Raw genomic sequence first — 23,368 nt, forward strand, 5'->3', positions numbered from 1 at the left:
CTCCCCCTCCGGGCGGGGTGGTGAAGCCCGGCACCGGGACGCACGTAAACTCAGGCCCCATGGACACACCCGCCCTCGAGGTCGTCGACCTGGTGAAGCGTTATGGCGCCACCACGGCCGTCACGGGCCTCTCGTTCACCGCGCGCCGCGGCGCGGTGACCGCCCTGCTCGGCCCCAACGGAGCGGGCAAGACCAGCACCATCGAGATCTGCGAGGGTTTCCGTCATGCCGACGGGGGCAGCGTGCGGGTCCTCGGTCGGGATCCGGTGGCCGACGCCGCCGAGCTCAAGCCCCGCGTCGGTGTGATGCCGCAGTCCGGCGGGGTGCCCACCGGCGCCAGGGCCGCCGAATGGCTCCGCCTCATGGCCTCCTTCCACGCCCACCCGATCGACCCCGACCTGCTCCTGGAGCGGTTGGGGCTGACCTCGGCCGGTCGTACCCCGTTCCGCCGCCTCTCCGGCGGCCAACAGCAACGCCTCTCCCTGGCCTGCGCCGTCGTCGGCCGCCCCGAGATCGTCTTCCTCGACGAGCCGACCGCCGGTCTGGACCCGCAGGCGCGCATGGCCACCTGGGACCTGGTCTCGGCCCTGCGCGCGGCCGGTGTCGCGGTCATCCTGACCACGCACCACATGGAGGAGGCCGAGCGTCTCGCCGACCACGTCGTGATCATCGACCACGGCTCCGTGGTGACCGAGGGGACCCCGGCCGAGCTCACCCGCGGCCGACGCGACGTGTGCTTCTCCACCGAGACCCCGATCGACTCCGAGGCCCTGCGCGCCGCCCTGCCCGATGGCGGCGAGGTGACGTCGATCGTCGCCGGCGGCCGTCACGAGTACACCGTCGCCACGCACGCCGCCGAGGCCCCCGGGCCGGAGTTCCTCGCCACGGTCGCCGCCTGGTGCGCCTCCGCCGGCGTCCTCGCCGAGGACCTGCGTGTACGACGGCGTACCCTCGAAGACGTCTTCCTCGAAACCACCGGCCGGGAACTGCGCGACTGATGACCGAGCACACCTATGGCACGGCCGCTCCGACGGCCTCCGACACACCGACCCTCGCCTCCGACCCCGGACTGTTCACCCCGAACCCCGGGGCCGCGCCGATGTGGCGGATGGTCGCCGCCCAGGCCGGGATGGAACTGCGGGTGATGCTGCGCCACGGCGAGCAGTTCCTGCTCACCATGGTCATCCCCGTGCTGTTGCTGGTGGGTCTGAGCCTCACCGACGTCCTGAACGTGGGCGAGGGGCCCCGGGTCGACACGCTCGCCCCCGGCATCCTGGCCCTGGCCGTCATGTCCACCTCCTTCACCGGGCTGGCGATCGGCACCGGCTTCGAACGGCGCTACGGGGTCCTCAAGCGATTGGGGGCCACCCCCCTGTCGCGTTTCGGCCTGCTGGCCGCCAAGACCCTGGCCGTGCTGGCCGTGCAGACCATCCAGATCACCGTCCTGACCGTGGTCGCGCTGTTCCTGGGCTGGTCCCCCGCGCTCTCCCTCACCGGTGTGCTCTCCGCCGTCGCCCTGGTGCTCCTGGCCACCGCCGCCTTCAGCTCGCTCGCGCTGCTGATGGCCGGAACACTGCGGGCCGAGGCGACCCTGGCCGGCGCCAACCTCGTGTACGTGCTGATGCTGGGGCTGGGCGGCGTCCTGTTCCCGACCACCGGCTTCCCCGCCGTGATGGAGCGGGCCGTGTCCGTCCTGCCGATCACCGCGCTCGCCTCGGGGCTGCGCGACGTGCTCTCCCACGGGGCGGCCCCCGGGCTCGGCGTCTTCGCGGTCCTGGCCGTGTGGACCGTCGTGGGCGGCCTGGCCGCCTCCCGCCTCTTCCGCTGGGAATAGGTCGTGTTTTTTGGATCATTCCTCCCGCGCCGTCGCCCGCCACCACCCTCAACGGTCGCGCTGGCGCGCGCGGTGCTCTACGCGGGGCCGGGCTTCCTCTCGCGGCGCCGACATCACTCGGACAGCCAAACCCGGGCTGACCTTCGCTCGTCGTCTGGCGAGAGATCACCTGGCGGCCGCTCGCCACGGACCGGCTCCGCCGATGCCCGGCGAAAGCATCCAAAAAACACTCCCTAGGCCCGGCACCGGCCCGTACCGCGCCACGGCCGTAGTCTGTCGGCCATGACGATCGACATCGACACCGTGACCAAGATCCTCCGTGAGACCGCGGAGACGGTGGTCCTCCCCCGGTTCCGTCGACTGGCCGAGGGCGAGGTGTCCGAGAAGGCGCCCGGCGACCTGGTCACCGTGGCCGACCAAGAGGCCGAGGAGATCATCTCCCGCAGGCTGCGCGAGATCCTCGACGTGCCGGTGGTGGGCGAGGAGGCCGCCTCCTCCGACCCCGACCTGACGCGGGCCCTGCTCGCCGAACCCCGGGTCTGGGTGGTCGACCCCCTGGACGGGACCCGCAACTTCGTCCACGGCGACGAGAGGTTCGCCGTCATGGTCGCGCTGGTCTACCGGGGTCGGTCGATCGTCTCCTGGATCCTGCGCCCGACCCTGGACCGTGTCCACGTCGCCGAGCTCGGCTCGGGGGCCTGGTGCGACGGGCGCAGAGTCCGACGCGAACCCGCGCCCGCCGACCCCGCCCTTCTGCGCGGGGCGGCGCGGGGCCGTTCCCTGTCGACCGCCGAACGCGCGCACGTGGAGGGGTCCGCGCCCGCCCTCGCCGGGCTCGAGCGGGGATCCGGCTGCGTCGGCGTGGACTACCCCCGTCTGGCCGAGGGCGGGCTGGACTTCATGCTGTTCTCCGGGACCCGGCCCTGGGACCACGCCCCCGGAAGCCTGCTGTTGACCGAGGCCGGCGGGGTCTGTCTCCGTCCCGAAGGAGAGCCCTACCGGCCCGACGGCGAGGGTCGTCTCCTGCTCACCGCCGCCGACGAGCGGACGTGGCGGACGGTACGGCCCATGATGATCCCCTGAGGGGGCGTACGCGCCTCCGAGGGATCGAGAACGGCAGGACGACCACCGCCACCACGACCAGGACCCCGCCTGCCGCCGTGTAGGCCGTACTCGGCGGGACCAGGGTGAGGAGCGCGCCGATCGCGGCCCCGCCGACCGAGGACCCCGCGTTATGGGCGGTGTTCACCCAGTTCCCCGCACGCGTCCGGCGGTCCGCCGCCACCGACTCGTCGGCGAGCAGATAGGAGGTCGTGATCAGGGGCGCTCCGACGACACCGACCACGAAGAGCAACGCGGTCAGGGCTGCCACGCCGGGCGCGAACGTCGCGGCGGCCACTCCCCCGCCCAGGGCCAGAGAGATCAGGACGAGCCTGGTCCGGGAACCGGCCCGCCAGGAGACGGCCCCGTAGAGAAGGCCGCCGATCACCCCGCCGGCGGTCTGGAGGGCCTCCAGGAACACGACGGTCTCGACCCGCCCGTGCTGCTCGGCGAAGGCGACGTTGATCAGTGCCGTCGCCCCCAGAGCGACACCGGCCGCCCCGGACAGGGCGACCGCCGTGAGAAGGCCGCCGCGGGCGACGGGACGCGGCGTCACGTCCGTATCCAGGGCCGGGGCCGGGGCCGACGACCCCTCCGGGGACCTTCGGGACAGCGAACGTGCCACCGGAGAGGTGACCAGCCCCCACGTTCCGGTCGGCACCAGCAGAGCGCCGACCACCAGACCGATCGGGGGCGGCCACCACGGCAGAAGGGCTCCGAGCAGGAGTGGACCGCCCAGGAAGATGAGCTCCTCCACCACCGTGTCGAGGCTGTAGGCACGTTGGAGCAGGGCCCGGTCGGCGATCAGGTGGCTCCACAGGCTCCGGGTGACCGGCCCCAATGGCGGCGCGCAGGCCCCGGCCACCGCCGCGAGCGCCACGAGCACGCCGGGGCCCGTTCCCTCGCTCCAGGTGGTCACGGCCAGCCCGAGCAGGGTCAGGGCGAACAGGGCCGCCATCGGCGGCAGGGCGGCGCACGGGCCGTGGCGGTCGATGAGACGGGCGCGCAGCGGGGACAGGGCGGCGACGGTCGCGCCGAAGACCCCGACGACCACCCCCACGTGGGCGTAGGAGCCGGTGGCGTGGACGACGGACAGGACCAGGGCGAGCGAGACGAGGCCGTAGGACGATCGGCCCACAAGGGCGGGGATCAGGAGACGGCAAGCCCCCGTGACACGCAGGACGGCACGGTAGGAGGGGCCCGGGACAGGCGAGGACATGGTGTTCTCCATGGAGAGGCGGCGCGCGGGCGCCGCGGAGGTGCGTGGACGCCGAAGGGCCGCGACACGGTGTCGCGGCGGGGCGTCGATCTACGCACAGAGGGAGAACACGGTCCGGACTCTAACACGGTCCCCTGGAGGGGTCAGCCGACCGGGACCAAACGCCACTGCTGGTGCGGGTGGCCCTCGTCCTCGGCCGGGGTGAGGAGCGTCCGGTTCTCCTCCTCACCGTCCTGGTTCCCCAGGGCCTGCCCGTCGGCCCGGTTGACCAGCCGGACCACGCCGTCGCCCACCTCGATCACCCGCCACTGCTGTTCGGGGGCGCCGGTGCGGCTGAGCAGCGAGGCACCCTCACCGGTCTCGGGATCGGGGGTCGCGGGGAACTCCAGCAGCTTGCCGCTGGCCACGCCGAGGATCTCGTAGAAGCCGTCGTCGACCGGGACGAAGCGCCACTGCTGATGCTCATCGTCGTGGCGGTCCCACAGGTGGACGTGCGCGCCGTTGTCCTGCGCCGCGCCCGCGACGTCCACGGCCCGCCCTCCGTGCACGCTGAGCAGGGCGTAGGAGACCTCGGGGTCGATCCCGGCGGGGTGGGTCTCCTCCTCGGGCTCCTCCTCCGGTTCCTCGGCTTCGTCAGGGGCGCCCTCGGGCTGGACGAGGATGCCCGAGACCACGGACATCTCCTCGACCTGGGCGCGGTTCTCGGAGACGAACACACCGGCGGTGTAGCCGCCGAGACCGGCGAGCAGAAGCAGGGCGGTCGCCCCGGCCAGAACCGGCCACCGGGGCGGTTCCCGGTCCTGGAGGTCGTCCGGGCGGGCGCTGCTTCGGGACATGGCGGGGCTCTCCTGCGGGCGGGGACGTTCCTTCGGGATGAAACCGAACCATTTCACACCACATCCCCCACCTCACGCACGTTCGGGGGCCACGATCGATCGTGGATAGGGTGATCGCCCATGGAGAGCATCGGAGTGCCCTGGTTCATCGTGGTCCGCTATCTGGGCCCTCCCCTGTTCCTGGTACTGGTGGGCGGCGTCCTCCTGTGGTGGCGTCGTCCCGCGCGAGCGTGGTTGGCCTGGACGGCCCTCGTCGTGAACCTGTTCGCGGCGGCGCTGCCGTTCCTCTGGCTCGGGTTCCAGGCCCTCTTCGGGCGGGGGGACCTGACGGTGATCGGCCTGGTCATGACCCTGTTGCAGCCCGCGGTGGTGGCGTCGGCCTGGTGTCTGCTCCTGCTGGCGCTGGTGTGGGAACCGCGCGTACCGGCGCCCGCTCCCGTCGAAAGGGACCCGGGGGAGGCCGACCGGACACCGGAAAACGTAGGATGACCCATTATGCGTTCTCGGACCGAAGCGACGGCCGCCCCCACCCGCGGTAACCTGCTGGACTCCCTGCCCCCGGTCTGGCTGGTACTGGTCGGCATCGTCTCGGTCCAGACCGGCGCCGGGGTGGCCAAGAACCTGTTCGACGCGCTGCCACCGGCAGCCGTGGTGTGGCTGCGTCTGCTCACCTCGGCGATCCTCCTGGTCCTCGTCGCCCGGCCGGTGCTGCGCGCACGCACCCGGGCCGACTGGATGGTGGTCGTCGGCTACGGCGTGGCCCTGGCCGCCATGAACTTCTTCATCTACCAGGCCTTCGCCCGCATCCCCCTGGGTATCGCGGTCACCATCGAGTACCTGGGGCCGCTGCTGATCGCCATCGTGGGCTCGCGGCGCCGTGTCGACCTGGTGTGGGCGGGGATGGCCGGGCTCGGCGTCGCCGCCCTCGGCGTGGAGTTCCGTTCCCTCGACCCGCTGGGCGTGCTGTTCGCGGTACTGGCCGCGGTGGCCTGGGCCGGCTACATCCTGCTCAGCGCCGCGACCGGACGTCGCTTCGACGGCACCTCCGGTCTGGCCATCGCCAGCGTGGTGGGGGTCCTGGTCATGGCCCCCGCGGGGATCGCCGAGGGAGGCGCCGCCCTGCTCGACTGGCGTCTGCTGTTGTTCGGTCTGGCCGTCGGAGTGCTCTCCTCCGTGGTCCCCTACACCCTCGAACTGAACGCCCTGCGCCGTATGCCGCCCCGCGTGTTCGGCGTGCTGATGAGTCTGCAACCGGCCGCCGCCGCGTTGGTGGGTCTGCTCCTGCTCGGCGAACTGCTGACCGTGTGGCAGTGGGCCGCGGTCGCCTGTGTGATCATCGCGAGCGCCGGTTCGACCCGGACCTCCTCCCGTGAGGCCGCCAAGGCCTCGTCCGGCACGGAGGGGGAGGTCCGCCGCGACGATCCGTAGGGCCGGGGAAGGCAAGGGCGTGGGCAATGCCCGACCACGGGTCCGGCCCTACGACCATCGATTCGGCAGAACACCTTCATGTTCAGGGCAAACCACGAGTGCGGAGCGTTTCCGCTTCGAGGCCGGCGGTAATTGTTGCCGGTGGGTAGGCCGACCCGTTCCTGCACCCGCATTCGAAGGGGAACACCCATGCGTATCGTCGCCAAGCTCGCCCTGACCGCTTTCTTCGCGGCGGGACTCCTCGGTATGGGCGCCGGCGCCGCCTCGGCCGGTGGCCACAACTCCGAGGTCTATCAGGCATGTATCGATGAGCAGAACGCTCTGGGGCTGATCAACCTGGACCTCAACCTGCTCAGCCAGTGCATCGCCAACTACAACGCTTGACGCACCTTCGATAGATCGGTGCCCGGAGCCGCCCCTCACCTTGCGGGGGCGGCTCCTCCCATGTTCTCTCCCCCTTCTCCCCCGCGCCCTCGACACGGCCGGCACGGCCGCGCGGACCTCAGGCCCGTGAGGGCTCCGGAGCGCGCCCGCCCGCACCACGGGTCGGGGTCTGAGAACGGTGGGAGTATCCCCGTTCGGCTCCAAGGCCGAAGTAGTGACGGAAGCTGTAGATCAAGGGGTTCCAGCTCGCGGGATCGATGTGATGCGTTCCCGGTACGATGACGCCCTTCTCCGCGTGGACGCGCACCACCCGGGCCTCGACGATGACGTGCTCGCCGGAGTCGTCCGCCCGCACGTGCCGGACCTTCGTCTCGAGTTGCAAGGGGCACTGGGCCACCCGAGGCGGACCGACCAGGACCGATCCCGTCGCCGTCAGGCCCGCCGCGCCGAACTTGTCGGCCTCGAAGCGGCACCCCGGCGGTTTCCCCTCCGGAACGGGATCCCGTCCGGTCAGCGGAGCCAGACGCTCCACACGTTCCCACAGGTCCGCGGAGGGCATGTTCACCACCATCTCGGGGCGCTCCTCGAGGTTGCGGGCGGTCTGTCCGGTCGCGCCGAGCCCCACGACGAGAAGCATGCCCAGGGCCCACAGCGAGGAGATGGGCGCCAGGTTCGGCGTCCCATCCTCGTTCAGCGTGGACACGAGGGCCACGGGGGTGCCGAAGTAGAGGACGCGGGGTTCGATTTCGCGGTGGGATCCGGGGTCGACCGATGGGTTCCGGTGCGTGTCGGTGGTCATGGACGGTGACGTTAACGACCGGACGTTTCGGCGCGGACCGAAACGTCGATGGGGACAATGGACCCATGGAAACCGAGCGTGTCGCCCCCGGGCTGGCGAAGATCGCGGCTCTGCTGGCAGATCCGACCAGAGCCGGGTTCTGTCTGGCCCTGTTGGACGGACGGGCCTGGACCGCGGGAGAGCTGGCGCGCCACGTCGGAGTGGCGGCCTCCACGACGACCGGGCACCTGAACGCCTTGGTGGCGGGCGGACTCCTGGTCCAGGAACGGCAAGGGCGCCATCGTTACGTTCGCCTGGCCTCGCCCGAGATCGCCGAACTGGTCGAACGCCTCGCCGCGTTGGGGCCGGAGGCGGCTCCTCCGTCACCCTCGCTGAGGGCACGCTCTCGCGGGCGTCATCTGGCTCTGGCCCGGACCTGTTACGACCACTTGGCCGGTCGACTGGGCGTACTGATCACCGAGGCGATGATCGAGCGGGGCCTGTTGTCCGAGGGGCGGGGGCTGGCGTTGACCCCGGCCGGGGAGGAGTGGAGCGCGGAGCTGGGGCTGGCGACCGCACCCGGCGCCCGTCGTCCGGCGGTGCGTGCCTGCCTGGACTGGACGGAACGCCGTTTCCACCTCGCCGGCGCCCTGGCGGCCGCGTTCTGCTCCCACGCGTTCTCCTCCGGATGGATCGTCCGCACCGGCGTACCCCGTGCCGTCATGGTGACCCCGGAGGGTTCGGAGGCCTTCGGAACCCTGTTCGGCCTCTCCTCCGACGCGCTGAGCGCCCCGGAGGGGACGGCTTGAGCCGGGAACGGTCGTCGCGACCGGCCGGACCGGGAGACGAGAAGGGGTCCTCGGCCGTCGGCCGGTGAACGTCTCCTTCCGGGGGATCCGGTGGAGAGACCGCCTCACGCGCGGATCACGGACATCCCCGACGGCTCGTCCGCTCGGAGCCCGGTGTCTCCGCAGGTGGCGGCGGACGGCGGGGCCACGTCGGACGACCCCGAACGATGTACTACAGTCTGTCGTATGTTTGCTTCCCCGGCCGCCGTGACCACGGCCGCGCACACCCTTCCCCCGCTCGCGGCGGACGAGATCGACGACATCGTCCTCCTCGGCGTGCCCCTCTGGGGATGGCAGATCGCCGTGGCGCTCGTGGGCGTCCTGGCCCTGGCCCTCCTGGCCCGCACCATCTGGAACCCCACTTCGCGGTCGCTGCGCGCCTGGGCGCTGGGCAACGTCGCCGTCAACGCCGGGATCGCCGTCACCGGCGCGACCGTGCGGGTCACCTCCTCGGGGCTGGGCTGTTCGGAGTGGCCCAAGTGCACGCCTGACAGTTTCGTGCCCATCGACACCGGTCACGCGGCCCTGAACGCCGCCATCGAGTTCGGTAACCGGACGCTGACCTTCGTGGTCCTGGCGGTCGCCGTGATCACCCTGATCGCCGTCCTGCGCATGACCCCGCGCCGCAAGGACCTGTTCCGGCTGGCCGTGATCATCCCCTTCGGCGTCCTCGGTCAGGGCGTGGTCGGCGGCATCACCGTGTGGACCGACCTGCACCCGGCCTCGGTGGCCACCCACTTCCTGCTGTCGATGGTGATGGTCTTCATCACCGTCGCGCTGTACGTGCGCTGCCAGGAGCCCGAAGGACGGCCGCGGATCGTGGTCGGCCCCATGCTGCACACCGTGAGCATCGGCCTGGTCGTCGTCGGCTTCCTGCTCCTGATCGCCGGCACCGTGGTCACCGGTACCGGCCCGCACGGCGGGGACGCCGCCGCCCCGCGCTGGGCGCTGGACCTGCCCTCGGTCACCCGGGTGCACTCGGCCCTGGCCTGGCTCACCCTGGTCGGCGCCACCGCCGCGGTGATCCTGGCCTTCCGCGGCGGCGCCGGGGCCCCCGCCCGCCGCAACAGCGTGATCCTGCTGGTGATCGTCCTCCTCCAGGGCGTCCTGGGCTACACCCAGTACGCCCTGGAGCTGCCCGAGGCGCTCGTGGTGCTCCACGTCCTCGGTTCGGGTCTGACCTGGGTCGCGATCTCCCGCCTGTACTTCGCCACCACGCGGCTGACCCCTCCGGGCGAGGAGGTCAGCGAGGAGGCTGACCGTGCCGGGGAACGTAGCTCTGTTGAGCCTGCGCCTGGGCGATGACGTGCGCGAAGTCGGCGCGACGTAGGAACCCGGAGTCGGTGGGCGTCTCCGCCCAGCCCGGGGTCACCGGCCGGGGCACGTGCCCCAGGAAGGTGTCCCGGGCCACGTGCATCAGGGCCAGGAACGAGTCCCGACTGACCTTCCAGTCCGTGCGGCGCACACCGGCGTCCATCTTGCGGTGCAGCAGGGCCAGCTCGGTGGCGGCCAGCTGATAGTCCTTCATCGCCGCGCGCCCCCGGGCACCGGCGTTGCGCGCGGCCCAGTCCCTGGCCTGACGGCGCCCGCTCATGGAGCTGAGCATGGTGATGTCGGCCGGGGTCACCAGGCCGGTGGAGATGTAGGGCGGAAGGTAGCGGTCGATGGCGGCCACCTGGCTGCGACGGTCGCGCGCGGCGATGGCCAGCAGGCCCATCAGCACCACGAACAGCACCAGGTAGGCCAGACCCAGGCCGTACCAGCCGAAGATCGTCGACGCGTTCCACATGCCGTGCAGCAGCACCGCCAGCACCCAGCCGGCGATCGGGGCGAGGAAACGTCCACCGCCGGTGCGCATCGCCGCGTAGGCCACGCCCAGGCCGGTCATGGCGGTGTAGATCGGGTGGCCGAAGGGGGCGACCACCCCGCGGATGGCGAAGGTCGCGACGAGGCTACCGTCGAAGAAGGCGCCGAGGAAGTACAGGATGTTCTCGGTGAAGGCGAAACCGGTGGCCACCATCCCCGCGTAGACCACGCCGTCGGTGAAGGTGTCGATCTCGTTGCGGCGCCGCCAGAGCAGCAGGAGCAGGACCATGCCCTTGGCGCTCTCCTCGACCACGGGGGCGACCATGGAGGTACCGAGGAAGTCGCCCACGCTCTGCCCGAACAGGGGCACCATCAGGTAGGCGATGCCCCAGCTGTTGAGCAGCAGCGAGGCGAGCACCGCCACCCCCGCGCCCCAGACGAAGGCGAAGAAGAGCACCCAGCCGGGCTCGGGTTCGAGCCGGTCGAGCATGAGGATGAGCGGGACGAGGATCGTGACCGGGACGATCGCCGCGACCAGACTGACCACGAAGCCCGTGGCACCGTCGATCCCGGCGGCCGCTCCCCCGGCCATGGCCAGGATCCACAGGTACCCGAGCATCCCGAGCATGCACACCACGCTGATGGCGGTGCCCAGGATGAGGGTCATCGAATAACGGGATCTGCGGCCCTGGAGAATGGCCTTGCTGTCGAGTCGGGGCATGAGCACAGATCGTATCGTCTGCCGGGCTCGCGGGCGTGCCGTCCGCCCCGGTCGGGGGCGGTACGGTCCCCCTCCCACGTGCGACAGGATGGTGGGGAACGATCGAACCCGTGAGGAAGGCCTCTGGCATGGAGAAGGACATCACCCCGCGCAGGACCGTCTCCGGTTGGGAATGGACGCTGCGGGTGGCGGTCCTCGCCTCCGTGGCCGCCCTCGTGTGGGAGTTCGTCACCGCCGGACGGCTCGTCACGTTCGACGCGACCGCCCTGCCCCTGCACAACGGGGGCGCCTACGCGGTGCACGTGACCGCCGCCGTCCAGCTCCTGGCCGCGGCGATGGTGTGGTTCGGGGCCGGCCGCGGCTCCGGCGTCGATCTGAACGTCCTCCTGCTGAGCCTGGCCACCTTCGCCCTGGGCTTCGTCCAGGCCGCGCTGGGCACCTACGGCCCCCTTCAGGGCCATGTCCCCCTGGCACTGGTCCTGGTCGCCCTGGTGGTGTGGGCGGCCGTACTCGCGTGGAGCCGACGCCCCGCCTCCTGACCCACCCCCACGAACGACGGCGCCCGCCCCGAGGATCCGGGGCGGGCGCCGTCCGCGTCGTACGGGACCACTCCGGGATTTTACCTCGCGCGCAAGGCAACATAGTGTGCTTTACCGACAACCCCTTCAACGAAACCCACCTCTTCGAGTTGCCTCCGAAGACGGTGAGACCCCCCGAAGGAGAGGCATGCCACGGAGCACCCGAACGATCCCCACCGCGTTGGTCCTGATCAGCACCCTGATCATGGCCATCGGATGCGCCCCGACCGACACCGAGGACGTCCCGGACCCCGAGAGCACGGCGGAACAGACCACCACCTATCCCGAAGGCCCCTATGTCAGGGAGGGGCTCTTCGGCGCCTATGACTTCCCCGCCCGGGTGGCGGTGCACCACGTCGAGCGCGGCCGGGACCGCGGCGTCCTCCGTCTCACCGTGGAGGCCACCGGTGAGACCGACCAGAGCTACATCCACCGCCCCGCCGCCTTCTCTCGAGGACTGCTCGGCCGGAACTGGGCGTTCTCCCTGACCGACCCGGTCGGAAGGAAGCACTATCTCCCGCTGCTCGACTCCGACGACCGCACGACCGGCAGCCCCATGCCGCCCAACTGGGTCCCCGGGGCCACCTACGAGTTCGAGATCCACTTCCCACCGATCCCCGAGGGGGTGGAACGCCTCACCCTCCACACCACCGGGGACGCCGGAGAGTTCACCGGCATCCCCGTGGTGGACCGGGGCGAGCCCTCCGCTCCCCCCTCCGACAGTGTGAGGCACAGCGACGTCGAGCCGGGCGACACCGTGCGTCCCGGACCCGGCGACGCCGAACCGGCCGGCGACCCCGACGATCGGGTCCAGGACCTGTACTCCATCGTCGAGCGGCCCGACCGGGTCCACACGGGCGGCGCGGACGAGACGACGGTGGGACTGCACGCCGACGTGCTGTTCGATCTCGACGAGTCCGAGCTCACCACCGAGGCCGAGGAGGTCCTGCGCGAGGTGGCCGAGGAGACCCGGGCCGAGGCCGACCCCTCACGGCCGCCGATCACGATCGTGGGCCACACCGATGGGCAAGGGGCGGGCGACTACAACCTGACCCTGTCCGAGGAGCGTGCCGAGGCCGTCCACGCCTTCCTCCGCGAGGAGCTGGGCACCGACTACGCGTACGAGACCGAGGGACGCGGGGACACCGAACCGGTGGCGAGCGAGAACGCCGACACCGAGGAGGAGGTCGAGGAGGCGCGCGCGGCCAACCGGCGGGTGGAGATCTCCTACCACCTGCTTCCCGAGGGCGAACGCGAGGAGACCGGCGAAGAGGCCGGTACCACCGTCACCGAGGGGACGGAGCACGTGGCCGCGCCGCCGGCGCCGTTCCGCGAAGGCGACGGCGAGGTCGTCGCCACGGGCGAGGCGACCTTCCTCAGCGACGTCGCGCGCTATCGACTGCACGCGTATCCGATGTACCGGGACGGTTCCTACCTCGTCGGGGTCTTCGAACTGGAACACGACGACAGCGGATCGGGGACGGTGCCGCACGTCGTCTCTCCCCTCTCCGGAGACCTGCGGGGCGGAGAGATGACCGCCTTCTCGGTGAGCGCCCCCGGCGGTGACGACGTCCTGCGGGCCGTCCGTATCGGCCCCTCCCACCCCGAGGACGCGGACCCCCGCTACCTGTCCACCCGACACTTCAACCCGTTCCCCGACGGTGGGGAGAGCCGCAGGACCTTCGTCTACTTCCCCGCGCCCGCCCTGGGCGTGGACGAGGTGGAGCTGGACGCCGGCCCCTTCGGCGCCTTCACGATCCCGGTGGAATGACCCTCCCCCGCGAACGACGGCGCCCGCCCCGAGGATCCGGGGCGGGCGCCGTCCGCGTCGTACGGGACCGCTCAGCCGAGCAGTCGCGCGATGAGGGGGTCGATGGTGACCGCCGTGAACAGCAGCGCCAGGTAGGCGTTGGAGAGGTGGAAGAAGCCCATGGTCTTGAGCTTGGCCCCGCTCACCCCCGCCATCGAGCGGCTGAGCAGGCGGTGGGCCTGGACCACCAGGAGCGCGCCCAGGATGAGGGCGACCGCACCGTAGAACACGGTGGTCCCCGCGACCGGCCAGAAGATGAGCGAGACGATGACCGTCGCCCAGCTGTACAGCACCGTCTCCAGCAGCACGCGACGGTCGCCGGCGACCACCGGGAGCATCGGCACCTTGGCGGCGGCGTAGTCCTCGCGGTAACGCATGGCCAGGGTCCAGGTGTGCGGAGGCGTCCAGAAGAACACCACCAGGAAGAGGACGAACGGCGCCCAGTCGAGGCTGTTGGTGACCGCGGCCCAACCGATGAGGACCGGCATACAGCCCGCGATGCCGCCCCACACCACGTTCTGCGCGGTACGACGCTTGAGCAGCATCGTGTACACGAAGATGTAGAAGAGGATCGCGAAGACCGACAGCGTCGCCGACAGCACGTTGACGAACACCAGGAAGCCGACGGTGGAGCCGATCGCCAGGGCGAGCCCGTAGATGAGGGCGCCCTTCGGTGTGACCAGGTCCATCGCGCCCGGACGCTGTCGGGTGCGACGCATCTCACGGTCGATGTCACGGTCGATGTAGCAGTTCATCGCGTTCGCGCTGGCCGCCGACATGGTGCCGAACAGCAGGGTGGCGACCGCGGTCCACAGCGGCGGCACACCCCCGGCGGCCACGAACATCACCGGAATGGTGGTGATGAGCAGAAGCTCGATGACGCGGGGCTTGGAGAGAGCGACATAGGCACGGACGTAATCACCCAGGGCGGCCTTGCGGGGGGCCTCGGGGGTGGACGATCCGGCCTGCGGGGAACGGTTGGTGAGTGTCATGGGTGCCGCGTCCCCACGGCCGGAAGCACTCCTGTCCCCTGGGGGGCCGGCTCGGTTTCAGACACGCGGATACCTCGACAACTCTTAGGGAATTTCGACACTGCTCGCCACGCGGGGTCGATCGGACCGACAAAGCGTCAGGATCAGCGAAAACCCCGTCAACGACATACTGTAGTACTTCCTCGCGCGCACCGGAGACCTGCCCCCTGGGTACGGGTGCCCCGCCGGCCGGGACCTTCGGCCCGAGACCTCGCCGCCTCTCGGGTGTACAGAAGGGTCGCACAAGCCCCACCACGCTTCCAGCGTGCCACGCGCCCCACCGAGCGCGGGGATCCGGCCCCACGACCCCCTCCACCAGCCGGTGCGGGAGGTGTCGGGCACCCACATCCCCTGCCGCGGACGATAGGCTCGCAGACGGCCCCGTCCGTGTTCCACCGACCTCGTGCGAACACGGACCGGACACGTGCTTCGGGGCCGCGTGACGTCCACAGCCCGACGCCGAGCGACCCCGCCCTCCGCACACCCCTCTCGGCCCGCCCCACGAGCGGGTCGTCCGTCGACGCCGGCGGACAACAAGTACACACGACCACCACCCGCCCCGGAAACGGGTGCCTCCGGTGCCCGAGAAGGAGAACGAAAGTCCGTGAACGCCCACACCCCGCAGAATCTGGAGTGGTCGGACCTCGACCTCCGTGCCGTCGACACGGTTCGGGCGCTGGCGATGGACGCGGTAGAGAAGTCGGGTAACGGTCACCCCGGTACCGCGATGAGCCTCGCTCCCGCCGCCTACCTCCTCTTCCAGAAGGTCATGCGCCACGACCCCGCCGCCCCCGACTGGGTCGGCCGGGACCGTTTCGTGCTGTCCATCGGACACTCCAGCCTCACCCTGTACATCCAGCTCTACCTCGCCGGCTACGGTCTGACCCTGAAGGACCTGGAGTCGCTGCGCCAGTGGGACAGCCTCACCCCGGGTCACCCCGAGGTCGGCCACACCCCGGGTGTGGAGACCACCACCGGCCCGCTCGGCCAGGGTGTGGGCAACGCCGTCGGCATGGCCATGGCCGCCCGCCGCGAGCGCGGCCTGTTCAACCCCGAGGCGGGTCCGGGCGTCAGCCCCTTCGACCACCACGTCTACGCCTTCTGCTCCGACGGCGACGTCCAGGAGGGCGTGAGCCACGAGGCCAGCGCCCTGGCCGGCACCCAGAACCTGGGCAACCTCATCATGATCTGGGACGACAACCAGATCTCCATCGAGGACGACACCCGCATCGCGCACAGCGAGGACGTCATGGCCCGTTACCGGGCCTACGGCTGGCACGTCGAGGACGTCGACTGGACCGCCACCGGCGAGTACGTCGAGGACGTCGACGGCCTCTACCAGGCGATCCTGCGCGGCAAGGCCGAGACCGACCGTCCGACCTTCATCCGTCTGCGCACCGTCATCGGCTGGCCCGCGCCCAACAAGCAGAACACCGGCGCCATCCACGGCGCCGCCATCGGTGCCGCCGAGATCTCCGCCACCAAGGAGATCCTGGGCCTTCCGGACGAGCCGTTCGCGGTCGAGGACGCCGTCATCGAGCACACCCGCAAGGCGCTCGACCGGGGCCGCGAGGCCCACGCCGCCTGGGAGGTCGCCTTCGACGCCTGGCGCAAGGGCGCCGGCGAGCACGGTGAGCTCTTCGACCGGCTCCAGTCGGGCAAGCTGCCCGAGGACTGGGAGGAGTCGCTGCCCTCCTTCGAGGCGAGCGAGAAGGGGATGGCCACCCGCAAGGCGAGCGGCGAGGTGCTGAGCGCGGTCGCGCCGATCCTGCCCGAGCTGTGGGGCGGCTCGGCCGACCTGGCCGGTTCCAACAACACCACCCCCAAGGGCGAGCCCTCCTTCCTCCCCTTCGACCGGGCCAGCGGCATGTTCCCCGGCAACCCGTACGGTCGCGTGCTGCACTTCGGCATCCGTGAGCACGGCATGGGTTCGATCCTCAACGGCATCGCCCTGCACGGCCCCACCCGTCCCTACGGCGGCACGTTCCTGGTCTTCAGCGACTACATGCGTCCGGCCGTGCGACTGGCCGCGCTCATGAAGCTGCCGGTCACCTACGTGTGGACCCACGACTCCATCGGTCTGGGCGAGGACGGCCCCACCCACCAGCCGATCGAGCACCTGTGGGCGCTGCGCGCCATCCCCGGCCTGGACGTGATCCGTCCCGCCGACGCCAACGAGACCGTCGTGGCCTGGCGCAAGGCGCTGGAGAGCACCGACCGTCCCACCGCGCTGGCGCTCACCCGCCAGAACGTCCCGGTCCTGGACCGCGAGGTCCACGCTCCGGCCGAGGGCGCGGCCCAGGGCGGCTACGTGCTCGCCGAGGCCGAAGGGGGCACCCCCGAGGCCATCGTCATCGCCACCGGTAGCGAGGTCTCCCTCGCGCTGGAGGCCCGCGCCGAGCTGGAGCGGGCCGGCACCCCCACCCGCGTGGTCTCCATGCCGTGCGTGGAGTGGTTCGAGGAGCAGAGCGAGGAGTACCGCGAGCAGGTGCTGCCCTCCTCGGTGCGCGCCCGCGTGTCGGTCGAGGCCGGTATCGCCATGGGCTGGCGCTCCTACGTCGGCGACGCCGGCGTCTCGGTGAGCCTGGAGCACTTCGGTGCCTCCGCGCCCTACCAGACCCTCTACGAGAAGTTCGGCATCACCTCCGAGGCGGTCGTCGCGGCGGTCCGCGACAGTCTGGCCAAGGTCGGACGCTGACGGAGCGGTCCCGCCGGGGAGAGCTCCCCGGCGGGGCCGCCGCCCGTGCGCGGCGCGGGCCCAGGACAAAGCGCAGGGAAGGCGTGAGAAGGACATGAGCACCGCACTGAAGGATCTGGCCGAGGCCGGGCAGTCCATCTGGCTGGACGACATCAGCCGGGACCGACTGCGCACCGGCAACCTCGCCGAACTGATGTCGACCCACCACGTGACCGGGGTGACCTCGAACCCCACCATCTTCGACAAGGCCCTCGCCGAGGGCGACGCCTACGACGAGCAGGTGCACGCCCTCGGGGTGCGCGGTGTCTCGGTGGGCGAGGCCGTCCGGATGCTGACCGCCTACGACATCCGCTGGGCCGCGGACACCCTGCGCCCGGTGTACGACGCCACCGACCGCGTGGACGGCCGGGTCTCCCTGGAGGTGGACCCGCGTCTGGCCCGCGAGACCGAGCGCACCATCGCCGAGGCCCGGTCGCTGTGGTGGCTGGTCGACCGTCCCAACCTGATGATCAAGATCCCGGCGACGGTCGAGGGTCTGCCCGCGATCACCCAGGTGCTCGGACACGGCATCAGCGTCAACGTCACCCTGATCTTCTCACTGGAGCGCTACCGGGAGGTCATGGAGGCGTTCCTGGAGGGCATGGAGCTGGCCCGCGCCAACGGCCACGACCTGTCCCGCATCCAGTCCGTGGCGTCCTTCTTCGTCAGCCGCGTCGACAGCGAGGTGGACAAGCGACTGAAGGCCATCGGCACCGACGAGGCCGAGCGTCTGCTCGGCCGCGCCGCCATCGCCAACGCGCGGCTGGCCTACCAGGACTACGAGCAGGTCTTCTCCGCCGACCGTTGGAAGGTACTGGCCGCCGAGGGCGCCACCCCGCAGCGTCCGCTGTGGGCCTCCACCGGGGTGAAGGACCCGTCCTACTCCGACACCCGCTACGTCACCGACCTGGTGGCCCCCGGCACCGTGAACACGATGCCGCAGGCCACCCTCGACGCGACCGCCGACCACGGTGAGATCACCGGGGACACGGTCCGGGCGCACTACGCCGAGGCCCAGGCCGACATGGACGCCCTCCGCGAGGCCGGTGTGGACATGGCCGACGTCGTCCTCCACCTGGAGAACGAGGGCGTGGTCAAGTTCGTGGACTCCTGGGAGAGCCTGCTCGGCCGGCTGACCATGAAGCTCGACGAGCTCGCCTAGGTCGCATCCACGGGCCTCCGTCGCACCGGAGCCCGTGCGGCCCTCGAGGCACCCTCTCACCGCCCCGTGCCCGTGCGCGATCCGCGCGGGCACGGGTGCCCGTCCACCGAGGCATCGGCCACGCTCGACAGGAGAAAGAGACTCTTGAAAGAACCGGTGATGCCGGGAGCGGTACCCAACCCGCTCCGCAACGCCCTGGACCGAAGGCTCCCCCGGATCGCCGGGCCCAGCGTGCTGGTGCTGTTCGGCGTGACGGGCGACCTGGCCCGCAAGAAACTGCTCCCCGCCATCTACGACCTGGCCAACCGGGGCATGCTGCCTCCGGGCTTCGGTCTGGTGGGGTTCGCCCGCCGGGACTGGGAGGACCAGGACTTCGCCCACGAGGCCCACGAGGCGGTGCGTCAGCACGCGCGCACCCCCTTCCGTGAGGACGTGTGGCGCCAGCTCAGCGAGGGCATGCGGTTCGTCCAGGGCGACCTGGACGACGACGCGGCCTTCGACGAGCTCGCCCGGACCGTCCACGAGCTGGACGCCGCGCGCGGCACCGGAGGCAACTACGCCTTCTACCTCTCGCTGCCGCCCAAGCTGTTCCCGACCGTGGTCACCCAGCTCAAGAGGTCCGGTCTGGCCGAGCCCGAACAGGGCGAGGGGACCGGCGGGGTCACCCCGTGGCGGCGCGTGGTCATCGAGAAGCCCTTCGGCCACGACCTGACCAGCGCCCGCGACCTCAACTCCGTGGTGGACGACGTCTTCCCGCCGTCGGCGGTGTTCCGCATCGACCACTACCTGGGCAAGGAGACGGTCCAGAACATCCTGGCGCTGCGCTTCGCCAACACCCTGTTCGAGCCCCTGTGGAACCGCGGCTACGTGGACCACGTGCAGATCACCATGGCCGAGGACATCGGCGTGGGCGGACGCGCGGGCTACTACGACGGGATCGGCGCCGCCCGCGACGTCATGCAGAACCACCTGCTCCAGCTGCTCGCGCTCGTGGCCATGGAGGAGCCCGTCTCCTACAGCGCCGACGCGATCCGCGCGGAGAAGGAGAAGGTACTCTCCGCGGTCTCCCTGCCAGAGGACCTGTCCACCGGCACCGCCCGGGGACAGTACGCCGCCGGTTGGCAGGGCGGCGCCGCGGTCCGCGGCTACCTGGAGGAGGAGGGCATCCCCTCCGACTCGGTGACCGAGACCTACGCCGCCCTCAGGCTCGACGTGGGCACCCGCCGCTGGGCCGGGGTGCCCTTCTACCTGCGCACCGGCAAACGGTTGGGCCGCCGCGTCACCGAGGTGGCGTTGGTGTTCCAGGCCGCTCCGCAGCAGATGTTCGCGCGCTCCGACATCAGCGAACTGGGGCAGAACGCCCTGGTACTGCGCATCCAGCCGGACGAGGGCGTCACCCTGCGCTTCGGCTCCAAGGTGCCCGGCGCCTCCATGGAGGTGCGCGACGTGAGCATGGACTTCACCTACGGGCAGTCCTTCACCGAGGCCAGCCCCGAGGCCTACGAACGGCTCATCCTGGACGTGCTGATCGGCGACCCGCCGCTCTTCCCCCGCCAGGAGGAGGTCGAGCTGTCGTGGCGCATCCTGGACCCGGTGGAGGACTACTGGGCGAAGGAGGGCCGCCCCGAACAATACGGTTCGGGTACCTGGGGGCCCGACTCCGCCCACGAACTGCTCGCCAGGGACGGCCGCCAGTGGCGCCGCCCATGACCGCCCGCGTCGGGAGGAACCGATGACGCTCTACCTGCCGCGCACCACCACCGCGCAGATCACCGAGGCGCTCATGTCCGAGCGTCTCAGTGTCGGCGGCGGCGCGATGAACATGGTTCTGACCCTGGTCATCGTCACCGACGAGGCCGACCACTACGACGCCGTCCGGGCCGCCACCGAGGCCGGCCGCGAACACCCGTCCCGGGTCGTGGCGCTGATCCGCCGCGACCCCAAGGCCGAGCCCGCCATCGACGCCGAGATCCGCAGGCCCGGCACCTCCGGCCCCGGCGAGGCGGTGCTGCTGAGGCTGTACGGGCCCCTGGGCGAACACCCCGACTCGGTCCTGACCCCGCTGCTGGTGCCGGACGCGCCCGTGGTGGTGTGGTGGCCGGGCCAGGGGCCGCTCGACCCGGCCGACGATCCGGTCGGTCGTCTGGCCCAGCGCAGGATCACCGACGCCCTGCGCGCCCCGAACCCGCTGGAGGACCTGATGGAGCGGGTCGCCCACTACCGTCCGGGCGACACCGACCTGACCTGGACCCGGCTGACCCCGTGGCGTTCGCTGCTGGCCAGCGCCATGGACCAGCCGTGCGGCTGGGTGAACTCGGCCCGGGTGACCGCCGAACCGCACTACCCGAGCGCCGAACTGCTGGCGTCGTGGCTGTCCGAACGCCTCGACGTCCCGGTGGAGCGCGCCACCTCGCACGGCCCCGGGCTGACCGAGGTGTGCCTGAGCACCGACCAGGGGGACATCACGATCTCCCGCAGAGACGGCCAGGTCGCCATCCTGTCGAGGTTCGGCCAGCCGGACCAGACGGTGGCCCTGGCCCGACGCGGCGCCTCCCAGGCCCTGGCCGAGGAGCTGCGCCGACTGGACGCCGACGAGACCTACGCGAGCGCGGCCCGCCACCTGGGCCCGATGCTCGCCGGAAGCGGAGCATGAGATGAGCGAACCGGAGATCGTCCGCACCATCGACGCCGAGCAGCTCGCCCAGAGCGCGGCCTCGCGGTTGGCGAAGCTGATCGTGAGCGCCGAGACCGAGGGGCGCGACTTCCACCTGGTCCTGACCGGTGGCGGGGTCGGTATCCGCACGCTCGCGGCCCTGCGCGACGAGGCGCTGGCCTGCGGGATGAAGTGGTCCCACGTGCACCTGTGGTGGGGCGACGAGCGTTTCCTGCCCGAGGGAGACCCCGAGCGCAACGAGACCCAGGCGCGCGAGGCCCTCATCGCCGACATCGACATCCCGGCGCATCAGGTGCACCCGATGCCGTCCTCCGACGGCACCGACCACGCCGAGGCCGAACGCGCCGCCACCACCTACTCGCAGGCCCTGGCCGTGGCCGCGCGGGGCAAGGGCCCGGTGCCGGAGTTCGACGTCTGCCTGCTCGGTCTGGGCCCGGACGCCCACGTGGCGTCGCTGTTCCCCGGCCTACCGGGCGTGCACGAGGACGAGGCGGCCGTGGTGGCCGTCCACGACTCCCCCAAGCCGCCGCCCACCCGGATCAGCCTGACCCTGTGCGCCATCGGCACCGCCCGCCAGGTGTGGGTGCTGGCCGCGGGTGAGTCCAAGGCCGAGGCCGTACGGCTGGGCCTGTCCAACGCGAGCGTGGACCGGGCCCCCGTGGCCGGAGCGCGCGGCGCGGAGCGGACCGTCTTCTGGCTGGACCAGGCGGCCTCCGCGCAGCTGTAGTCATCCATTCGAAGGCGCCCCGTTGGGAGTTCCCGCCGGGGCGCCTTCGCGTTCCCCGGTGTCGCTAAGCCGCGGGGGTCGGGGGTGTCGTTCTCTTCGCGGAGAGGGCGAGCACCGGCGGGGCCAGGAGGAAGAGCGCGCCGAGGCCGAAGATCGCGAACGTGTGCCGGTACGGTTCCGCCCCCAGGAGGCCGAAGAGGACCAACGCCCCCATCGCCGCGACGAACAGACCGTAGGGCACGGTCACCCGGGCGGAGAGCCGGCGGTCGAAGCGGCCGTCCCGCAGCACGAAGAGGTGGACCAGCAACAGGACCACCATCACCACCGCCAAGAGCAGCGAGAACCCGTGCCCCTCCCGTTGGTGGGCGAGCTGGAAACACGACAGCAGGAACAGGAAGAGCCCGCAGTTCAGCAGGGCGATCGTGCGCAAGAGACCCTCCCGGGATCGATCGTCAACCGTTCAAGGCCCTCAGCAGAGGCGTGACGACCTTCATGCCCCGCGACCACGTTCATCAGGACATTCGCCGCCGGGCTCACGGCTCGACCCTCTTCGAGGCCGGCAGGAAGAAGGAGACCACCGAGAGGGCGAGACAGAGATGGGCCGCCACTCCCAGAGGGATCAGTCGCAGCAGTGGAGCCCCCGCGGTCAGGAAGAACCAGGCCCCGAAGAGAAGAAGGGGGACGTTCAGCACCCATAGACCGATGACGAACGCGCGAGCATAGCGTTCGACCTCCGGGAACCTCCTCCCCACCCACCCCGATGAGAGTCCTATCCAACAGGCCGCCATCTGCCAGAAGGCCAGAATCGCCGACCAGACGTGAGCGCTGCTCCCATAAGAGCCCAGCCCGTACTTATGGTCGAGCGCCAGCATCCCGAACACGGCGAACAGGGCCGGGGCCATGAGAGCGGTGATCAGGGAGAACACGTTCATGTCACCGCGGGTGGGGGGCACGGGTGGAAACGCCACGACCCATTCGGCCCAGGTCGACCTCGCCTGGGAGATCGTTCGCCTGACACCTCCTTCGTCACGCGCCACGGTCGACTCCCCTCATCTCTGCCGCTCTCCCACATTCACCACGACGATCTCCTCGGTTCAATATCCGTAGAGCTCCCAGAAGGAGAGCGCGAGCACGGAGAGAAACGACACCACGACCACCAGGCGTTCCACCGGCTTGAACCTTCTTCCCCTTCTCTCCGCGATCAGGAATCCGAGCAGCACCGTGAACACCAGGGAGGCGAGAAGGTATATCAAGAGGGACAAGGAGATCCCTTCCCTTGTTCTTCGAAGCCGAGAGATCCGCTCACCCAGGAAGCAACTTCAGAACGGGACACGAGACGACCCGCCGAGAACCTCATTCATCACTCGAACCTCGACCATACGTCGAATAATTCCAGATGGTGAACACCAGCAATAAGATCCAAACGATCAACCAGGAAAAGAACGTCCAGTTGAAGACTCCCTGGAAAATGTAATAGCAAGACAGCATCGCGGCGAAAAAGACGACCATCGCAACACTGACGAAGACCGGCTCCTTTTCCGACTTCAGCCATTTCACATCAGATCCCCCGATCCAGAGAAGCGAATTATTGATCTTCGCCGACCCACGGAACCGAAGATGCCCGAACGACGCGAGAAGAGCCTGAGCCGGGAACGTCGAGCACGAGGCCTCGGCCCGGCGGGCTCACACCCACC

The 23,368-nt window shown here is 70.6% G+C and carries 24 protein-coding genes; 15 read left to right on the forward strand and 9 right to left on the reverse strand.

All coding sequences use genetic code 11. The features are described from left to right. Positions 1-59: 59 nt before the first annotated feature. The 3 genes from U9J66_RS18960 to U9J66_RS18970 all read left to right on the forward strand — a co-directional run bounded on the left by U9J66_RS18960 (position 60) and on the right by U9J66_RS18970 (position 2,917). Positions 60-998, forward strand: coding sequence for an ABC transporter ATP-binding protein (locus U9J66_RS18960; protein WP_017535397.1), 939 nt, complete (start codon positions 60-62; stop codon positions 996-998). Then, positions 998-1,834: an ABC transporter permease gene (locus U9J66_RS18965; protein WP_017535398.1), complete on the forward strand. Its 837-nt coding sequence runs from the start codon at positions 998-1,000 to the stop codon at positions 1,832-1,834. The genes U9J66_RS18960 and U9J66_RS18965 overlap by 1 nt, the downstream gene beginning before the upstream one ends. A gap of 282 nt (positions 1,835-2,116) precedes the next feature. Continuing rightward, the gene (locus U9J66_RS18970; RefSeq protein WP_326338284.1) at positions 2,117-2,917 is read left to right on the forward strand and encodes an inositol monophosphatase family protein; all 801 of its coding nucleotides are present in this window, start codon (positions 2,117-2,119) and stop codon (positions 2,915-2,917) included. Here the strand turns inward: U9J66_RS18970 and U9J66_RS18975 are convergent. Beyond that, the gene (locus U9J66_RS18975) at positions 2,862-4,154 is read right to left on the reverse strand and encodes an MFS transporter (RefSeq protein WP_326338285.1); all 1,293 of its coding nucleotides are present in this window, start codon (positions 4,152-4,154) and stop codon (positions 2,862-2,864) included. The two genes, U9J66_RS18970 and U9J66_RS18975, sit on opposite strands and share 56 nt — an antisense overlap. 143 nt (positions 4,155-4,297) lie before the next feature. Next, positions 4,298-4,990 carry an RICIN domain-containing protein gene (locus U9J66_RS18980; RefSeq protein ID WP_026125154.1) on the reverse strand — a complete coding sequence of 231 codons (693 nt, stop codon included), beginning with the start codon at positions 4,988-4,990 and terminating at the stop codon, positions 4,298-4,300. A 120-nt stretch (positions 4,991-5,110) separates the two neighbouring features. Between U9J66_RS18980 and U9J66_RS18985 the strand changes: the two genes are divergently transcribed. From U9J66_RS18985 to U9J66_RS18995, 3 genes are all read left to right on the forward strand, one after another. Beyond that, entirely contained in the window at positions 5,111-5,479 is a 369-nt protein-coding gene (locus tag U9J66_RS18985; protein ID WP_161110119.1) for a hypothetical protein, read from the forward strand. Positions 5,480-5,485: 6 nt separating this feature from the next. Next, complete coding sequence (locus U9J66_RS18990) at positions 5,486-6,418, forward strand: EamA family transporter (protein ID WP_017535403.1); 933 nt, start codon at positions 5,486-5,488, stop codon at positions 6,416-6,418. A 189-nt stretch (positions 6,419-6,607) separates the two neighbouring features. Beyond that, the gene (locus tag U9J66_RS18995; RefSeq protein ID WP_014912625.1) at positions 6,608-6,802 is read left to right on the forward strand and encodes a hypothetical protein; all 195 of its coding nucleotides are present in this window, start codon (positions 6,608-6,610) and stop codon (positions 6,800-6,802) included. Positions 6,803-6,920: 118 nt separating this feature from the next. Here U9J66_RS18995 and U9J66_RS19000 read toward each other — a convergent pair whose 3' ends face one another. Next, complete coding sequence (locus U9J66_RS19000) at positions 6,921-7,601, reverse strand: flavin reductase family protein (protein WP_017535404.1); 681 nt, start codon at positions 7,599-7,601, stop codon at positions 6,921-6,923. A 65-nt stretch (positions 7,602-7,666) separates the two neighbouring features. Here U9J66_RS19000 and U9J66_RS19005 point away from each other — a divergent pair, with 65 nt between their 5' ends. Then, positions 7,667-8,389, forward strand: coding sequence for an ArsR/SmtB family transcription factor (locus tag U9J66_RS19005; RefSeq protein ID WP_017535405.1), 723 nt, complete (start codon positions 7,667-7,669; stop codon positions 8,387-8,389). Positions 8,390-8,614: 225 nt separating this feature from the next. Continuing rightward, the gene (locus U9J66_RS19010) at positions 8,615-9,733 is read left to right on the forward strand and encodes a COX15/CtaA family protein (protein WP_326338286.1); all 1,119 of its coding nucleotides are present in this window, start codon (positions 8,615-8,617) and stop codon (positions 9,731-9,733) included. Here U9J66_RS19010 and U9J66_RS19015 read toward each other — a convergent pair. Continuing rightward, positions 9,672-10,955, reverse strand: a complete 1,284-nt coding sequence (locus tag U9J66_RS19015; protein WP_026125155.1) for a PrsW family intramembrane metalloprotease — start codon at positions 10,953-10,955, stop codon at positions 9,672-9,674. The two genes, U9J66_RS19010 and U9J66_RS19015, sit on opposite strands and share 62 nt — an antisense overlap. A 128-nt stretch (positions 10,956-11,083) precedes the next feature. Here U9J66_RS19015 and U9J66_RS19020 point away from each other — a divergent pair, with 128 nt between their 5' ends. Together U9J66_RS19020 and U9J66_RS19025 are read left to right on the forward strand one after the other, a co-directional pair. After that, on the forward strand, positions 11,084-11,494 hold the full coding sequence (locus U9J66_RS19020; RefSeq protein WP_326338287.1) for a hypothetical protein: 411 nt from the start codon (positions 11,084-11,086) through the stop codon (positions 11,492-11,494). 187 nt (positions 11,495-11,681) lie between these two features. Next, positions 11,682-13,304 (forward strand): OmpA family protein, encoded by a 1,623-nt coding sequence (locus U9J66_RS19025; protein WP_326338288.1) that lies wholly within the window; start codon positions 11,682-11,684, stop codon positions 13,302-13,304. 71 nt (positions 13,305-13,375) lie between these two features. Here U9J66_RS19025 and U9J66_RS19030 read toward each other — a convergent pair whose 3' ends face one another. Further along, on the reverse strand, positions 13,376-14,335 hold the full coding sequence (locus U9J66_RS19030) for a heme o synthase (protein ID WP_326338289.1): 960 nt from the start codon (positions 14,333-14,335) through the stop codon (positions 13,376-13,378). 643 nt (positions 14,336-14,978) lie between these two features. Between U9J66_RS19030 and tkt the strand changes: the two genes are divergently transcribed. From tkt to pgl, 5 genes are all read left to right on the forward strand, one after another. Continuing rightward, positions 14,979-17,072, forward strand: coding sequence for a transketolase (tkt, locus tag U9J66_RS19035; RefSeq protein WP_042283451.1), 2,094 nt, complete (start codon positions 14,979-14,981; stop codon positions 17,070-17,072). 94 nt (positions 17,073-17,166) lie between these two features. After that, on the forward strand, positions 17,167-18,273 hold the full coding sequence (tal, locus tag U9J66_RS19040; protein ID WP_042283453.1) for a transaldolase: 1,107 nt from the start codon (positions 17,167-17,169) through the stop codon (positions 18,271-18,273). Between the two features lie 159 nt (positions 18,274-18,432). Continuing rightward, positions 18,433-19,983, forward strand: coding sequence for a glucose-6-phosphate dehydrogenase (gene zwf / locus U9J66_RS19045; RefSeq protein WP_014911782.1), 1,551 nt, complete (start codon positions 18,433-18,435; stop codon positions 19,981-19,983). A gap of 22 nt (positions 19,984-20,005) precedes the next feature. Beyond that, positions 20,006-20,926 carry a glucose-6-phosphate dehydrogenase assembly protein OpcA gene (locus U9J66_RS19050; RefSeq protein ID WP_017535413.1) on the forward strand — a complete coding sequence of 307 codons (921 nt, stop codon included), beginning with the start codon at positions 20,006-20,008 and terminating at the stop codon, positions 20,924-20,926. Between the two features lies 1 nt (position 20,927). Next, on the forward strand, positions 20,928-21,674 hold the full coding sequence (gene pgl / locus U9J66_RS19055; RefSeq protein ID WP_326338290.1) for a 6-phosphogluconolactonase: 747 nt from the start codon (positions 20,928-20,930) through the stop codon (positions 21,672-21,674). A gap of 64 nt (positions 21,675-21,738) precedes the next feature. Here pgl and U9J66_RS19060 read toward each other — a convergent pair whose 3' ends face one another. The 4 genes from U9J66_RS19060 to U9J66_RS19075 all read right to left on the reverse strand — a co-directional run bounded on the left by U9J66_RS19060 (position 21,739) and on the right by U9J66_RS19075 (position 23,231). Further along, the gene (locus U9J66_RS19060; protein ID WP_326338291.1) at positions 21,739-22,104 is read right to left on the reverse strand and encodes a hypothetical protein; all 366 of its coding nucleotides are present in this window, start codon (positions 22,102-22,104) and stop codon (positions 21,739-21,741) included. A gap of 103 nt (positions 22,105-22,207) precedes the next feature. Then, complete coding sequence (locus tag U9J66_RS19065) at positions 22,208-22,606, reverse strand: hypothetical protein (RefSeq protein ID WP_326338292.1); 399 nt, start codon at positions 22,604-22,606, stop codon at positions 22,208-22,210. Between the two features lie 162 nt (positions 22,607-22,768). Further along, positions 22,769-22,936, reverse strand: coding sequence for a hypothetical protein (locus U9J66_RS19070; protein ID WP_326338293.1), 168 nt, complete (start codon positions 22,934-22,936; stop codon positions 22,769-22,771). Positions 22,937-23,027: 91 nt separating this feature from the next. Beyond that, positions 23,028-23,231, reverse strand: coding sequence for a hypothetical protein (locus tag U9J66_RS19075; RefSeq protein WP_326338294.1), 204 nt, complete (start codon positions 23,229-23,231; stop codon positions 23,028-23,030). Positions 23,232-23,368 lie beyond the last annotated feature (137 nt).

It is taken from the genome of Nocardiopsis sp. LDBS1602, from assembly GCF_035818715.1.
Classification (GTDB): domain Bacteria; phylum Actinomycetota; class Actinomycetes; order Streptosporangiales; family Streptosporangiaceae; genus Nocardiopsis; species Nocardiopsis alba.

Excerpts from the sequence above, each read along its gene's own strand:
- U9J66_RS18960 (WP_017535397.1), top strand. The coding sequence starts at position 60 with ATGGACACACCCGCCCTCGAGGTCGTCGACCTGGTGAAGCGTTATGGC.
- U9J66_RS18965 (WP_017535398.1), top strand. The coding sequence starts at position 998 with ATGACCGAGCACACCTATGGCACGGCCGCTCCGACGGCCTCCGACACA.
- U9J66_RS18970 (WP_326338284.1), top strand. The coding sequence starts at position 2,117 with ATGACGATCGACATCGACACCGTGACCAAGATCCTCCGTGAGACCGCG.
- U9J66_RS18975 (WP_326338285.1), bottom strand. The coding sequence starts at position 4,154 with ATGTCCTCGCCTGTCCCGGGCCCCTCCTACCGTGCCGTCCTGCGTGTC.
- U9J66_RS18980 (WP_026125154.1), bottom strand. The coding sequence starts at position 4,990 with ATGTCCCGAAGCAGCGCCCGCCCGGACGACCTCCAGGACCGGGAACCG.
- U9J66_RS18985 (WP_161110119.1), top strand. The coding sequence starts at position 5,111 with ATGGAGAGCATCGGAGTGCCCTGGTTCATCGTGGTCCGCTATCTGGGC.
- U9J66_RS18990 (WP_017535403.1), top strand. The coding sequence starts at position 5,486 with ATGCGTTCTCGGACCGAAGCGACGGCCGCCCCCACCCGCGGTAACCTG.
- U9J66_RS18995 (WP_014912625.1), top strand. The coding sequence starts at position 6,608 with ATGCGTATCGTCGCCAAGCTCGCCCTGACCGCTTTCTTCGCGGCGGGA.
- U9J66_RS19000 (WP_017535404.1), bottom strand. The coding sequence starts at position 7,601 with ATGACCACCGACACGCACCGGAACCCATCGGTCGACCCCGGATCCCAC.
- U9J66_RS19005 (WP_017535405.1), top strand. The coding sequence starts at position 7,667 with ATGGAAACCGAGCGTGTCGCCCCCGGGCTGGCGAAGATCGCGGCTCTG.
- U9J66_RS19010 (WP_326338286.1), top strand. The coding sequence starts at position 8,615 with ATGTTTGCTTCCCCGGCCGCCGTGACCACGGCCGCGCACACCCTTCCC.
- U9J66_RS19015 (WP_026125155.1), bottom strand. The coding sequence starts at position 10,955 with ATGCCCCGACTCGACAGCAAGGCCATTCTCCAGGGCCGCAGATCCCGT.
- U9J66_RS19020 (WP_326338287.1), top strand. The coding sequence starts at position 11,084 with ATGGAGAAGGACATCACCCCGCGCAGGACCGTCTCCGGTTGGGAATGG.
- U9J66_RS19025 (WP_326338288.1), top strand. The coding sequence starts at position 11,682 with ATGCCACGGAGCACCCGAACGATCCCCACCGCGTTGGTCCTGATCAGC.
- U9J66_RS19030 (WP_326338289.1), bottom strand. The coding sequence starts at position 14,335 with ATGACACTCACCAACCGTTCCCCGCAGGCCGGATCGTCCACCCCCGAG.
- tal (WP_042283453.1), top strand. The coding sequence starts at position 17,167 with ATGAGCACCGCACTGAAGGATCTGGCCGAGGCCGGGCAGTCCATCTGG.
- zwf (WP_014911782.1), top strand. The coding sequence starts at position 18,433 with ATGCCGGGAGCGGTACCCAACCCGCTCCGCAACGCCCTGGACCGAAGG.
- U9J66_RS19050 (WP_017535413.1), top strand. The coding sequence starts at position 20,006 with ATGACGCTCTACCTGCCGCGCACCACCACCGCGCAGATCACCGAGGCG.
- pgl (WP_326338290.1), top strand. The coding sequence starts at position 20,928 with ATGAGCGAACCGGAGATCGTCCGCACCATCGACGCCGAGCAGCTCGCC.
- U9J66_RS19065 (WP_326338292.1), bottom strand. The coding sequence starts at position 22,606 with ATGAACGTGTTCTCCCTGATCACCGCTCTCATGGCCCCGGCCCTGTTC.